This window comes from Streptomyces bugieae, from assembly GCF_036352915.1.
Taxonomy (GTDB): Bacteria; Actinomycetota; Actinomycetes; order Streptomycetales; family Streptomycetaceae; genus Streptomyces; species Streptomyces endophytica.
In genome coordinates, this window is record NZ_JAZBJP010000069.1 from 1 (window position 1) to 12,824 (window position 12,824).

General features: G+C 74.6%; 12 protein-coding genes. 6 read left to right on the top strand and 6 right to left on the bottom strand.

Annotated features, from left to right (window positions below):
• The first annotated feature begins 502 nt into the window (after positions 1-502).
• The 3 genes from V2J85_RS39970 to V2J85_RS39980 are packed head-to-tail and all read left to right on the top strand — an operon-like array spanning position 503 to position 2,821.
• Positions 503-1,315, top strand: coding sequence for a GNAT family N-acetyltransferase (locus tag V2J85_RS39970; RefSeq protein WP_261951897.1), 813 nt, complete (start codon positions 503-505; stop codon positions 1,313-1,315).
• Positions 1,312-2,181, top strand: a complete 870-nt coding sequence (locus V2J85_RS39975; RefSeq protein WP_330824320.1) for a lysophospholipid acyltransferase family protein — start codon at positions 1,312-1,314, stop codon at positions 2,179-2,181. The genes V2J85_RS39970 and V2J85_RS39975 overlap by 4 nt, the downstream gene beginning before the upstream one ends.
• Positions 2,174-2,821 carry a DedA family protein gene (locus tag V2J85_RS39980; protein WP_330824321.1) on the top strand — a complete coding sequence of 216 codons (648 nt, stop codon included), beginning with the start codon at positions 2,174-2,176 and terminating at the stop codon, positions 2,819-2,821. The genes V2J85_RS39975 and V2J85_RS39980 overlap by 8 nt, the downstream gene beginning before the upstream one ends.
• Positions 2,822-2,869: 48 nt before the next feature.
• On the opposite strand, the gene V2J85_RS39985 is transcribed toward V2J85_RS39980, so the two are convergent.
• The 6 genes from V2J85_RS39985 to V2J85_RS40010 form a co-directional block, all read right to left on the bottom strand.
• A complete protein-coding gene (locus tag V2J85_RS39985; RefSeq protein WP_261951900.1) occupies positions 2,870-3,448 on the bottom strand; it encodes a winged helix-turn-helix domain-containing protein in 579 nt (192 codons plus the stop codon).
• Between the two features lie 401 nt (positions 3,449-3,849).
• A complete protein-coding gene (locus V2J85_RS39990; RefSeq protein ID WP_330824322.1) occupies positions 3,850-4,506 on the bottom strand; it encodes a rhomboid-like protein in 657 nt (218 codons plus the stop codon).
• 1 nt (position 4,507) lies between these two features.
• Complete coding sequence (locus V2J85_RS39995; RefSeq protein ID WP_330824323.1) at positions 4,508-5,437, bottom strand: DUF6891 domain-containing protein; 930 nt, start codon at positions 5,435-5,437, stop codon at positions 4,508-4,510.
• Positions 5,438-5,608: 171 nt separating this feature from the next.
• On the bottom strand, positions 5,609-6,631 hold the full coding sequence (gene glnII, locus V2J85_RS40000) for a glutamine synthetase (protein ID WP_261951903.1): 1,023 nt from the start codon (positions 6,629-6,631) through the stop codon (positions 5,609-5,611).
• 207 nt (positions 6,632-6,838) lie between these two features.
• The gene (locus V2J85_RS40005) at positions 6,839-8,008 is read right to left on the bottom strand and encodes an ARPP-2 domain-containing protein (protein WP_330824324.1); all 1,170 of its coding nucleotides are present in this window, start codon (positions 8,006-8,008) and stop codon (positions 6,839-6,841) included.
• A complete protein-coding gene (locus V2J85_RS40010) occupies positions 8,005-9,477 on the bottom strand; it encodes a hypothetical protein (RefSeq protein ID WP_330824325.1) in 1,473 nt (490 codons plus the stop codon). The genes V2J85_RS40005 and V2J85_RS40010 overlap by 4 nt, the downstream gene beginning before the upstream one ends.
• 222 nt (positions 9,478-9,699) lie before the next feature.
• Here V2J85_RS40010 and V2J85_RS40015 point away from each other — a divergent pair, with 222 nt between their 5' ends.
• The 3 genes from V2J85_RS40015 (at position 9,700) to V2J85_RS40025 (ending at position 12,744) form a co-directional block, all read left to right on the top strand.
• The gene (locus V2J85_RS40015) at positions 9,700-10,608 is read left to right on the top strand and encodes a Gfo/Idh/MocA family protein (protein ID WP_261951906.1); all 909 of its coding nucleotides are present in this window, start codon (positions 9,700-9,702) and stop codon (positions 10,606-10,608) included.
• 176 nt (positions 10,609-10,784) lie between these two features.
• Positions 10,785-12,344: an AMP-binding protein gene (locus V2J85_RS40020; protein ID WP_330824326.1), complete on the top strand. Its 1,560-nt coding sequence runs from the start codon at positions 10,785-10,787 to the stop codon at positions 12,342-12,344.
• Between the two features lie 127 nt (positions 12,345-12,471).
• On the top strand, positions 12,472-12,744 hold the full coding sequence (locus tag V2J85_RS40025; protein WP_261951908.1) for a hypothetical protein: 273 nt from the start codon (positions 12,472-12,474) through the stop codon (positions 12,742-12,744).
• Positions 12,745-12,824 lie beyond the last annotated feature (80 nt).

Below are 12,824 nucleotides of genomic sequence, written 5' to 3' on the forward strand. Positions count from 1 at the left end.
GGTGACGGGCCTCCGGGGCCGGTTGTGTGGACTGCTGACGCTTTACGTCCACACAACCGGCCCCTCCGGCCCGTCCCCTCCCGTGAGAGGGGAAGTTAACGACGGTGGGGGTGCACGTAATGCCCACACGCGTGCGGTCAACAGACAACGCACGCCCCCACCGGCCTCTTACCTCCCACTCACGGGAGGGGGTGGACCGGAGGACGAAGTCTGGAGGGCCGGCACCGCACCCGACAACACCACGCCCGCCGCCAGGCGCAACGGCGAGACGCCCCGCGGCGCCGCAGACAGGTACGTGCGGGGCGCCGCAAAGCGCAACGGCGAGCAAGACCCGCGGCGGGACAGCCAGGTACGTGGGAGGCACCGCAAAGCGCAGCGGAACGCAGAAGTGTTCCGCCGACCCTCACCCGTTCGCCCCCTCGCCTTCACGCGCCCGGCGGTCCGGCCCGGGAACAGTCTGCCGCGTAAAGAAGGGCCAGGTCACTCCCCATGGAGGGCTCCCATGAGCATGGCACCGACCGCGTCCGCCACCGTCCCCGCTCCCGCCGCCCCTGCGGCGTCCGCATCCGCGTCCGCGCCAGCGGGTTCCGGATCCGCGGACGCCGGCTACACCGCCCACATCGCCCACACGCCCGAGCAGATCCGTGCAGCGCAACGGCTGCGTCACCTCGTCTTCGCCGAGGAGATGGGCGCGACCCTGCACACCCCGCTGGCCGGCCATGACATCGACGACGTCGACGAGGTCGCCGACCACCTCGTCGTGACCCACACCGCCAGCGGCGAGATCGTCGGCACCTACCGGCTGCTGCCGCCCGGACGCAGCCCGCGGCTCTACTCCGACGGTGAGTTCGACCTCGGCGCCCTGGCCGCGCTGCGGCCCGCGCTCATCGAGGCCGGCCGCTCCTGCGTGCACCCCGATCACCGCGACGGCGCGGTGATGACGCAGATGTGGGCCGCGCTCGCCCGTTACACGCTGCTCTCCGGTCACCGCTATCTGGCCGGCTGTGCCTCCGTCCCGCTCGCCGACGGTGGTACCGCCGCCGCCCACGCCTGGGAACTGGGCCGCACCCGCTACGCCGCCCCGCCCGAGCTGCAGGTCACCCCGCACCGTCCCTGGCGCGCCACGGTCCCCGTCCCGGAGCGTGCCGGCGTCGCCCAGCTGCCGCCGCTGCTGCGCGGCTACCTCCGGATCGGCGCGTTCATCTGCGGCGCGCCCGCCCACGACCCCGAGTTCGACGTCGCGGACTTCTTCGTCGTGCTGGACATGGAACGGCTCGGCGACCGCTACCGGCGCTACTTCCTGGGGGAGCGGTGAACGGCCCCTGGGACGTCGGTTCCGACTGCACCCCGGAGTGTGCCCGGCACGCGCTGCCGCGGGTACCGGCCGCCGAGGCCGTGCGGCGTTCCGCGGTCTTCGGCCACCGGGTGCGCCGGGCGCTGACGGACGGCGGGCGGATGGCGGATCCGGTACGGCTGCGCGCCCACGCCGGCGCTCTGCTCGACGCGCTGGACATCCGCCTGGCGGGCCCGGCCCCGGTGGACGGACCGCCGGGCACCGGTGCCGGGCCGCTCACCGCCCCGGGCGGCGGCCCCGGCACCCTGCTCGTCGTCAACCACATCTCCTGGCTCGACATCCCCGCCCTGCTCGCCGTCGAACCGGTCACCCTCCTCGCCAAGCGCGAGGTCGGCGGCTGGCCGGTCGTCGGAGGTCTGGCCCGGCGCGCCGGTACGTTCTTCATCGATCGTACGGATCCTCGTCAACTTCCGGCGGCGGTGGATGAGTTGAGTCGGCTGCTGGTCTCCGGGAGGTCGGTGGCGGTGTTTCCGCAGGCGACCACCTGGTGCACGACCGGTCGTGGGGTGTTCCGCCGGGCCACCTTCCAGGCCGCCCTCGACGCCGGCGCGCCGGTCCGGCCGGTCACCCTGGAGTACGCCCAGCGGGGCCGGCCCAGCACGGTGGCCGCGTTCTGTGGCGAGGACACCTTCCTCGGCTCGTTGCGCCGGGTGCTCGCCGCCCGCGCGCTGACCGTACGCGTCACCGCCCATCCGGTGCTGACGGCCGCGGACGGCGCGGACCGGCGGGAGCTGGCGGCGCGGGCGGAGCGGGCGGCGCTGTACGGGCGGCCGGTGCCGGCCGTGCCGGTACCGGGCGCGGCGCGGCCCGCGCGGGTCCATGTTTGACCAGCTCGACCACCTCGACGCGCTGGCCCGCACGCTGCAGGGCCTGCTCGGTTCGCCCTGGCTCTGGCTGGTCGTGCTGCTGGTGTCCGGGCTCGACGCGCTGCTGCCGTTCATGCCGAGCGAGACCACCGTCGTGCTGGTCGCGGTGCTCATCGGGCCCGACCTGCCGCTGCTCGTGCTGCTGGCGGGTGTCGCGGCGGCCGGGGCGCTGGCCGGTGACTGCCTCGGCTACGCCGTCGGACGGTACGCGGGCCCACGGGCCGTCGCCCGGCTGCTGCGCGGCGAACGCGGCCGGGCCCGGCACGCCAGGGCCCGGGCGCGGGTGGAGCGGCACGCCGCGCTGCTGGTCATCGCCGGCCGCTTCCTGCCCGGTGGCCGGGTCGTCGCCGGGCTCTCCACCGGGAGCGTGCGCTACCCGCTGCGCCGTTTCGTCCTGCTGGACGCGGTGGGCGCGGGCCTGTGGGCGCTGTGCAGTGCGGCGCTCGGCGGCCTCGGCGGTACCGCGCTGGCCGGGTCGCCGGCCCGCGGGATGCTGCTGGCCTCGGCGGCCGGGCTGCTGGTGGCGGGGTGTGTGGGCTGTGTGCACCGACGCGGGGTGCGGCACGCCCTCCCGCTCCAGGCGGAGCGGGAGGGCGTCTGACCCGGCGGACCGGTTCCGGCGCCGGTGTGTGGCGGGCCGGGGCCGGGCTCAGGTGCTCGGGACGTACTTGTAGCCGACCCGGCGCACGGTCACGATCGACGACCGGTGTTCGACGCCCAACTTCCGGCGCAACCGGGCGACATGGACGTCGACGGTGCGGCCGTCCCCGACGTGCCCGTAGCCCCAGACCGTGGTCACCAGCTGGTCGCGGGTGTGCACCCGGTGCGGATGCGCGACCAGATGGGCCAGCAGCTCGAACTCCAGGTAGGTCAGGTCCAGCGGGCGGCCCAGGACCTGGGCGGTGCGCTGTTCGGGGTCGATCCGGACGGTCTCGTCGCCGGTCGGCGCGGGCGCCTCGGACGGTACGGCCGGCGGCGCCGTCGCGGCGGTGGCCTGGTCGGCCGGCACCAGGACGAGGTAGCCGACCATCGGCGGCTGACCGGGCAGTGCGGGCAGGCTGTGCTGCGGCGCCGGCAGCCAGGTGGCGCCGGAGTTCAGCAGTTCCGCCACCGGTGGCACTTCGTCGGGTGAGACGGCGCGCAGTCGGTGGCGGTTCGGGTGCGGGGTGGTGAGGGGGGACAGGGGGGCCGTCGTGGAACCGGCGGTCAGGGTACGGACGTTCGTCATCAGGAGTCAGCTCTTTCGCGCAGAGGGGCGTCGGGGGACGTCGTGCGCGCGGGCAGGGCTGGGGACGCCGGTCAGCGGCGTCGAGGAATGGTGTGCGGGCCCGCGCTCAGTGCGCGCGGCAACACAGACGGTCGAAAGCGTGCGCCTGCCGGGACGGCCAGAAGGGCTCGAGGTCGCTGCGACCTGTCGCGGTGTCGGTGAGGCTGGCCATGACCCCATTGAACCAGACAGTCGGTGATCTGTCCCTCGTGTGGGTGGCGGTGTGACGCGAATCCACCGCACCCGCGCGGCACATACCGCCGGACCGGGCGCGATTCCGTTCCGACTTGACCTGTGTGCAGGGGAGTTGGGGGAGGGAGCGGTGAGTGGGCGCGTGGCCGAAATACGCCCTCGCCGGTCCGTCAGCGGGCCGCTGTCGGGTATCTCTTCTTTGCCCCCTTCCAGCCGTGTCGTCCTGCGCGTATTCCGGCTCCGGTCGCCACTCCCAGTGCGAGCGCGGTCAGATGGCCGGCGTCGGTGAAGGTCCGTCCGCGGCGCAGTACGGGCCGTGTCCCCAGGGCCAGCAGGCCGGCCGTGGCGGCGGCCCGTATGCCGCGGTGCGGGACGGACGCGGCGAGCGCGCCCAGGGTGGCGTAGAAGCCGTAACTGGCCCCGACGTCGATGGCGTGCGGGGTCGGGTCCCCGGGCCCGCGCAGATGGCTGCGGGCGCGCAGACCGGCGTACACCAGCAGGCTGGCGCCGAGGTGGCCGGCCGCGAAGACCCCCGCCGCGCCCCGCACTCCCCAGTGCCGCTCGGCCGTGCCGAGGACGGCGAGCAGCGCCGCGCCGTACGGCACCGGAAGCGGCTCCTCGACGAACCCGGCGCTGGTGAGCAGCGTGCCCCAGCGGCCGGCCCGCAGATTGGCGACGTTGGTGGAGTGGGCGCGCAGCAGCTCCGTCCGGCGGCGGGAGGGCAGCCGCGCGGTGGCGTACGCCCCGAGTTGGACGGCTCCGACGTACAGCGGCGCGGCCCAGGGCACGCGGGGCGGGCGGGGCGGGCGGGGCGGCCGGGGCGCCATGTCAGGCTCCCGTCGGCAGGCGCTTGCGCCAGTCCAGCGGGGCGAGGTCGATCACGCGGTCCGGATCGCCGTCCCACCGCACCGGCAGGCCCGCCTCGGCCAGCGCCGCGGCCACCGCCTGCCCGACCTCGGCCCGCCGCTCGGCCGGCACCTCCCCGGCGTCCTGGCCGGGGCCGGGGTAGGCGCCGTAGCGGACCGACAGGCCGTGGCCCTCGGCGGCCGCCGCGGTGTCCTGGTGGTGGAAGAAGACGAAGCCCCGGTCGGCCTCGGCCCGTTGGCCACCTATCTCGGCCAGCCCGCAGCCGCTGCAGCAGGTGAAGTCCATCCGGGCGGTAAGTCCGCGGTCCGCCAGCGCCGCGAAGGCCCGGGCGACCCGGTCGGGGTCGGTCACCTCCGGCCACCCGGCCTGCTCGGCGAGCCGCTCCTCCCACAACTGCGCCACGATCCGCCGCGCCTCCTCCCGCGAGACCTCGGCCTCGGCGGGGTCGAAGCCGTCCCGGACGTCCTGCACGACCTCGTGGAAGGCGCGGAAGCCGGAGCGTATGCCGGCGCGGGCCCGCTCCTCGGCCTCCGCGCGGATCGCGGGGTCCAGACCGGGCGTGGAGAACAGGTCGGCGGGCCGCCAGTCCAGGGCCGTACGCCAGGCCTGCCCGCCGCGGGCCCAGTCCAGGAACACCTCGACGACCCGCTCGGCGTCGCCGGTCGAGGCGGTGAAGTGCCGTTCCGGGGCGCCGTCGCGGTGCTCCACGGCGAACGGGCCGTCGCCGTCCCGCCAGGTCTGCACGTACACCTGGTCCTCGTCGGGCAGCCGCTCGACGACCGCGAAGTGGTCGCCGTCGGCGCCGATCCGCCGCAGCAGCCCGGCCAGCTCCGCGGCGGTGGGGCGCGAAAGGTCCGCCCCGGACTCGGTCTTGACGCTGATCGCAAGCATGATCCCAGCCTGCCATCCGCCACTGACAACGCCGCCCCGCGGGCCGGCGCGGGGGACCGTGGGCGGTGGACGCGCGTCCCGGACCGGCGTCCCGGACGCGCGGCCCGGGACGCCGGACACGCGAAGGGGCCGGACCCACCGGTCCGGCCCCACGCACGTACTACGGCCGTCTCAGACCTGCTCGCGCCGCGCCAGCTCCGTGCAGCAGGTGTCCACGATCAGCCGGGTCACCACGTACGGGTCGACGTTGGCGTTCGGCCGCCGGTCCTCGATGTAGCCCTTCTTCTCGACCTCGACCTGCCAGGGGATGCGCACCGACGCCCCGCGGTCCGAGGCGCCGTAGCTGTACTCGTCCCAGGGCGCGGTCTCGTGCGCGCCGGTGAGCCGGTCCTCGATGCCGGTGCCGTACTGGCGGACGTGCTCCAGCGGCTTGTCGCCCTCGCCCAGCGCCTCGCAGGCGGTGATGATCGCGTCGTAGCCCTCGCGCATCGCGCGGGTGGAGAAGTTGGTGTGCGCGCCCGCGCCGTTCCAGTCGCCCTTGGCCGGCTTGGCGTCCAGCGACGCGGTGACGCCGAACTCCTCCGCCGTACGGTGCAGCAGCCAGCGCGCCACCCACATGTGGTCCGAGACCTCCAGCGGGGCCAGCGCGCCCACCTGGAACTCCCACTGGCCCGGCATGACCTCGGCGTTGATGCCGGAGAGGCCGAGGCCGGCGGCCAGGCACAGGTCGAGGTGCTTCTCGACGATCTCCCGGCCGAAGATCGCGTCGGCGCCCACGCCGCAGTAGTAGTCGCCCTGCGGAGCCGGGTAGCCGCCGCCCTCGGGGAAGCCGAGCGGCCGCTCGCCCTTGAGGAAGGTGTACTCCTGCTCGATGCCGAAGATCGGCTCCTGGTCCGCGAACTTCTCCGCCACCGGGCGCAGCAGCGCACGGGTGTTGGAGGAGTGCGGGGTGAGGTCGGTGTTGAGCACCTCGCACAGCACCAGCAGGTGGTCCCCGCCGCGGATCGGGTCCGGGCAGCTGAAGACCGGTTCGAGGACGAGGTCCGAGGAGTGGCCCTCCGCCTGGTTCGTGCTGGACCCGTCGAAGCCCCAGCGCGGCAGCTTGCTCGCGTCCGACAGGATCTTCGTCTTGGAGCGGAGCTTGGCGGTCGGCTGGGTGCCGTCGATCCAGATGTACTCGGCCTTGATGGTCACGGGGGTCCTCTTATACGGGTAGGTGCGGGTACGCGTGCGGGCGTACGTTCGCACTCTCGCAACGAGCCGTTTCTCGTCCGTTGCCCATATGTGAACCGCAGGTTACTCAGCCGGACATCCCGCCATTCGCAAGGGATTCGTCCCGATCTGCCCGGGAATCCATGGTCGATTATCTCCCGGTTTGCGGCTGATGCTGTGGCGCAGACCTCAGCCGGGCCGCATCGCCGGGGCCTCGGTGTGCTGCTTCAGCAGCCCCTCGAAGCCCAGGTGTGTCACCCGCCGGACGAGCTCCGGACCACTGATCCCCATCGCCTCCGCGGTGCGGCCCACGTGCCAGTCGTGGGCCGCCAGCCGGTGCAGGACATGACCGCGCCGGACCTGCTTCTCGGTCAGCCGGAACGTCTTGAGGTAGGCCACCCGGCCCTTGCCGTCGGTGATCGTCTCGCCGATGTGCTGGGTGCGGTGCAGCGCGAACGGCGGCAGGAACCGGGACAGCCGGAACCGCCCCATCCGGTACACCTGCCGCACCTCGTAGGACTCGTCCAGCAGCTCGCCCGCCATCAGGGCGGCGTGCTGCCCCTCCCACTCCCGTTCCCGCCGTTCGGCGGCGGACCGCAGCTCGGCGAGCGAGGTGACGTACTCCGCCGCGATCCGGACGGTGAACTCGGGCACCGGCCCGCCGTAGAGGGCGTACTGGTACATCAGCTCGCCGTAGAGGTCCTGCAGCAGCGACGGGTGCAGCGCCCGGTAGTCGTCCGGATGCGGCACCACGAAGGCGGCGGCCAGGGCGTCGGCGACGTACACCAGCACCCCGCACTGCCCGGGATGGATCTCGAAGACCCGCAGGGCGTCGTCGAGCCCGGGGACCGCCTCGCACCGGTAGGCCCGCTCCGCGCGCGGCGAGAGCCCGTCGCGGACCGCCCGCCGGGTCCACTCCTCCCACACGATCGACGGCCCGCCGAAGTGCAGCGCCAGATAGCCGTCGAGCGCCAGATGGAGCGGCAGGAACCGCAGCCCGCCCGAGGGACCGCCGGCCGCCCGCCCCTTCCCGTCGTCCTTGCCGCGCCGCCGCTGGACGAGCTTGCGCGGGAGGTGCAGCGGCGCGCACACCACGGGGTCCCGCTCCTCGCCCAGCTGCGAGCCGTACGCGGCGGCCGGCGACCCGTCACCCGTCCAGTTCGCCACGAAACCGTGCGGAACGTACGCCGTGTAGGCCGTACCGCGCTCGCCCCGGACCGTCAGCGGCCCGTCCTCGTACAGCTCGCGGTGCAGCCGCAGATCGGTGATCGGCTCGTCCCGCACCAGCGGGACCAGCCGGACCGCGCCCCACACCTGTGCCGGCCGGACCCGCAGCCCGCTCAGATCCAGCCTGCTCATCCCGCGGCCCCCTCCGTCCACCGCACCGTCTCCGCTTCCGCCTCCGCCAGGAACTGCCGCACCCGCTCGTCCAGATGGGCCCGCAGTTCGGCGAGCCCGGTCCGGCCCTCGGCGAACCGCGCGAGCTGCACCAGCGCCGGCAGGTCCTCCGCGTCCCGCACCCCGGCCGTCGGCACCACGGGGGACAGCCGCCGCACCGTGAAGTCCTCGGCGTCGTACACCGGGTTGAGGTGGACGACGGAGGTGGCGCCGCGCGGGTCGAGCCGGGTCCGCCAGACCCGCAGCACCTCACCGGCCAGCCCGGGCGGTGCGTTGTCCCAGCCGTCCGAGACGATCACCAGCCGCTCGGGTGCGTGCTCCAGCGCGTCCAGCACCCGCATGCCCAGCGGGGTCGGCCCGTACGGGTGGGCCAGCAGCGCGTCCCGCCGCCCGGACGTCCAGAGCGGCAGATACGACTCCGCCAGCGCCTCCAGCAGGAAGTGGCAGGCCAGTGCGGTCGCCAGCGGGCGGCGCCGCTTCTGCCGCGAGCCGGTGGTGGAGTAACTGTCGTCCAGTACGGCCGCCACCCGGCCCCACGTCCCGGCCCGCGCCCCGGCGGTCCGCCGCGCCGCCGCCCGCAGCGCGCCGGTCAGCTCGGCCCGGCGCGCGACCCGGTCGTCCAGCGTCAGCCCCAGGACGTACGAGGCGAGCCGGGTCAGCGGCATCCCGGAAAGCTCGCGGTCCACCCCGGCGCCGTGCGCACGGGCCGACTCCTGCACCCGCAGCCGCTCCAGCCGCGTCATCCGCGGGGCGATCCGCTCCAGGAAGGCCCGCCGCCCGATGCCGTGCGCCGCCGCGAACCCCTCGGCGACGGTGAACGGCAGCTCGTACAGCGCGCCCTGCTCGTAGTGCGCCCGGCGCCAGGCGTCCAGCAGCGGGGTGGCGAACCGTGTCCGGCGGCGCGGCGCGAACAGGAAGTCGCCCAGCTCACCGCCGTCCTCGCCCGGCCCGCGCAGCGGCAGATGGGCGTGGCGCGCCGCGGACTTGAGGCCGGCCCGGTACTTCACCGCGTCCAGCGCCGGATCCGGGCGCGCGGCGACCCAGTCGCGGATGATCGCGCGGGTCCGGCGGTTGTTCACCCCGGCCGCGCGCAGCGCCCGGAACAGGCGGTACACCCGCGGTGCGGGCAGCCGCGCCAGCCGGGCCGCGATCAGCCGCCCCTCGGTGCGCCGCGCGTCCGCCGTCGCCTCGCCCGCGGTCTCCAGCAGCCGGCGCACGATCAGCGCGGCGTTGTGGTCGTTGATGTCCAGGGCGAGCGAAGCGGCGTACAGCGGGCGGTAGTTGATCCGCACGTACTCGTGCAGGAAGTCCAGCGACAGCCGCTGTTCCGCCGCTCCGGAGCGGAACTCCCGCTGCCCGGTGGCCGTGATCGCGGCGTTCACGAACAGCAGCACGTCCTCGGCCGCCACCAGATCCGGGCAGCTCTCCACCCCGTCCTCCCCGTCGTCGGACGCCGGCCGGGGAATGGGGGCACGAACAGCGAATCGTTGCTTTGCAGAGCAGGTCCGGAAGTCGCACCGGAGTCCCGCGGCCGGCTGGGGGAAACGTAACACCGGGCGGGCACGCCGGGCATGCCGATTACGGCCCGGGACACGGCCCGGCCGCCCCGGGGAATCGGCCGTCCGCCGCCCGCCCCGGGGGAGACTGGCCGCATGACGACCACGCGCATCGGACTCCTCGGTACCGGCCCCTGGGCGCGCAGCGTCCACGCCCCCGCCCTCGCCGACCACCCCGGCGTCACCTTCGCCGGCGTCTGGGGGCGCCGCGCGGAGGCCGCCGCCGCCCTGGCCCAGGCCCACGGCACCCGCCCGTACGAGAGCCCCGACGAGCTGTGCGCCGACTGCGACGCGGTGGCGATCGCGCTGCCGCCGTCCGTCCAGGGCCCGTTGGCGGTGCGCGCCGCGCGGGCCGGCTGCCACCTCCTGCTGGACAAGCCGGTCGCCACCTCCGTGCCCGAGGCCCGGGCGGTCGCCGAGGCCGCCGATGGTGCGGGGGTGGCGTCGGTGGTCTTCTTCACCGCGCGCTTCGGCGCGGAGGAAGGGGAGTGGATCGCCGCCCAGGCGGCCGCGGGCGGCTGGTTCACCGCGCACGCCGACTGGCTCGCGCCGGTCTTCTCCGACGGCTCCACCAGCCCGTACGCCCACTCGCCGTGGCGCCGCGACAAGGGCGGCCTGTGGGACGTCGGCCCGCACGCGCTCTCCGTCCTGCTGCCCGTCCTGGGCGACGCGGAGGAGGTGACCGCCACCAGGGGCCCGGCCGACACCGTGCTGCTGGCGATGCGGCACAGCAGCGGCGCGGCCAGCACCGCGACGGTCGGGCTGACCGCACCGGCCGCCGCGGCCGGCGTCGAGGTCACCCTGCGCGGCACGGCCGGCGTCACCACCCTGCCCCGCCGCCGGCACGGCCCCGGACCCGCCTACCACCGCGCCCTCGACGCCCTGCTCGCCGCGGTGGAGACCGGTCTGCCGAACGCCTGCGACGTCCACTTCGGCCTGCGGGTCACCGAGATCCTGGCGGCGGCGGAGCAGTCCCTCACCCCACTCATGCCTCAACGGTCATGAGTACATGGCGCATTTGGTCGTGGAGGGCATGAGAGATCGGCCGTAGCGTCGGTTCCGCCGGCCGATCACCGTCCGGTCACCGGCCGGCCGAACAGGTTGGCCGATGGCGTCACGGCCGGTCACCGTCCGGCCGCCGACCACCCGCGCACCGCACCGCACCGAGGAGCACACCGTCAATGCCACCCGCCACCGGCTTCACCAGTTACGTCGACACCATCCTGGCCGCCCTCGCCCGTGATCCGGAGCGGCTCGCGCTGACCGGCCCGGAGGGCCACTCCGACCTCACCGCCGGCGCACTGCACGCCACCGTCCACCGCATGGCGGCGGTGCTCGACGCCCACGGCATCGGCCACGGCCACACGGTCTGCCTGCTCAGCGGCAACCGCCCCGAGGTGCTCGCGGTCCGCTACGCCGTCAACCTCCTGGGCGCCCGGGTGGTCTTCCTCTACGACGGCATGGCTGCCGAAACCCTGGCCCGGATAGCCGGCAGCGTCGAACCGGCCCTGCTCGTCGCCGACCCGGACCTGCACGCCACCGCACGGGAGGTGCTCCGGCAGCTGCCGGGCCCGCGCCCCGAGGCGATGACCCTCGGCCCGGCGCCCGCCCCCGCCCTCGGCACGGACCTGCTCGCCGCCTGCGCCGCGCTCCCGGCCACCCCCGACGTACCGAGCCGGGTCCGCCCGGAGGACGACTGGTGCATCCGGCACACCGGCGGCACCACCGGCATCCCCAAGGGCGTCCGGATGGCGCACGCCCCCTACGGCGCGATGCTCGCCCAGATGGCGCCGGAGCCCGCGGCCGCACCCGCCCGTTTCCTGGTCTGCACCTCGCTCGCCCACCTGGCGGGCATCCTGTCCGACCTCACGCTCGCCGGCGGCGGCACCGTCGTCCTGCACCGCTCCTTCGACCCGGCCGCCGTCCTCGCCGCCGTCGAGCGCGACCGCATCACCGACCTGTGGCTGCTGCCGCCGCTCCTGTACCGCCTGCTGGACGACCCCACCCTCCCCACCACCGACCTCAGTTCCCTCGCCCGCATCACCTACGGTGGCTGCCCCGCCTCGCCCTCCCGTCTGCTGCAGGCCGCCGAGGCGTTCGGCCCGGTGCTCCACGGCATGTACGGCATGTCCGAGGCGATGAGCATCAGCGTGGCCCTCCCGGAGGACCACGTGCCCACCGGGCCCGGCGGCCGGATCACCGTCGGCCGCGCGCTGCCGGGCGTGGAGATCGCCGTCCGGGACGCGGACGGCCGCGATCTGCCGACGGGGGAGCCGGGCGAGGTCAACATCCGCTCCGCCGGCGTGATGACCGGCTACTGGAAGCAGCCCGAGGAGACCGCGCGGGCGCTGCCCGGCGACGGCTGGCTGCGCACCGGTGACGTCGGCTGCCTGGACGACGAGGGCCGGCTCTACCTCGTCGACCGGGTCAAGGACGTGATCATCGTCGTGGGCGGCCACGTCCACCCGGCGGAGATCGAGGACCTGCTGCACACCCACCCCACGGTCGCCCACTGCGCCGTCTACGGGGTGCGCACCGCGGACGAGACCGAGGAGGTGCACGTCGCCGCCGTCCCCGCCCCGGGCCGGACCGTGGACCTCGCCGACCTCCGGGAGTTCGTCACCGCGCACAAGGGCCCCATGTACGCCCCGGCGGCCGTCCACGTCGTCGACGTCATCCCGCTCACCCCGGCCGGCAAACCCGACAAGACCGCGCTGCGGGCGAGTGCCGCCACGGTCTGACGAAGACCCGCACCGAGCCCCTGGCCAGAGGCCCCAAATCGCCTCTGGCCAGGGGCTTTTGTCAGTGCCGGCCGGTAGAATGGGAACCAGTCAGTGAGGGTTTTCCCAGCGCTCCAGGAGGTCGCCCGTGGCTGTTGCCGTAACGATGACGAAGCCTCTCCCCGCCCACCCGCTGCCCAAGAAACCACTGCCCGCCGGCTGGCCCCGCGAGCGGTACGAATCCCACAACCGCCGCCTGAAGGCCATGCGCCTGGCCATCGCCCTGCTCGACACCGGCGTCTACCGCCCCGAGCAGGCCCCCAACCACCGGATCCGCAGCACCGCCGCCCGGATAGGGGTGCACGCCCCCTCCGACACGACCTGCCGCCTGGTGCGCGCGCTGCTCTACGACAACTGCTGACGGCCCGCCGACACACGCCCGCGCTTCGCGCCACCTGCTGACGACACCGGCGGGCCGTCAGCAGTTGTCGTAGAGCAGCG

Bases quoted from the DNA above. Each gene is read 5' to 3' on its own strand.
- V2J85_RS39970 (WP_261951897.1), top strand. From the start codon at position 503: ATGAGCATGGCACCGACCGCGTCCGCCACCGTCCCCGCTCCCGCCGCC.
- V2J85_RS39980 (WP_330824321.1), top strand. From the start codon at position 2,174: ATGTTTGACCAGCTCGACCACCTCGACGCGCTGGCCCGCACGCTGCAG.
- V2J85_RS39985 (WP_261951900.1), bottom strand. From the start codon at position 3,448: ATGACGAACGTCCGTACCCTGACCGCCGGTTCCACGACGGCCCCCCTG.
- V2J85_RS39990 (WP_330824322.1), bottom strand. From the start codon at position 4,506: ATGGCGCCCCGGCCGCCCCGCCCGCCCCGCCCGCCCCGCGTGCCCTGG.
- V2J85_RS39995 (WP_330824323.1), bottom strand. From the start codon at position 5,437: ATGCTTGCGATCAGCGTCAAGACCGAGTCCGGGGCGGACCTTTCGCGC.
- V2J85_RS40005 (WP_330824324.1), bottom strand. From the start codon at position 8,008: ATGAGCAGGCTGGATCTGAGCGGGCTGCGGGTCCGGCCGGCACAGGTG.
- V2J85_RS40015 (WP_261951906.1), top strand. From the start codon at position 9,700: ATGACGACCACGCGCATCGGACTCCTCGGTACCGGCCCCTGGGCGCGC.
- V2J85_RS40020 (WP_330824326.1), top strand. From the start codon at position 10,785: ATGCCACCCGCCACCGGCTTCACCAGTTACGTCGACACCATCCTGGCC.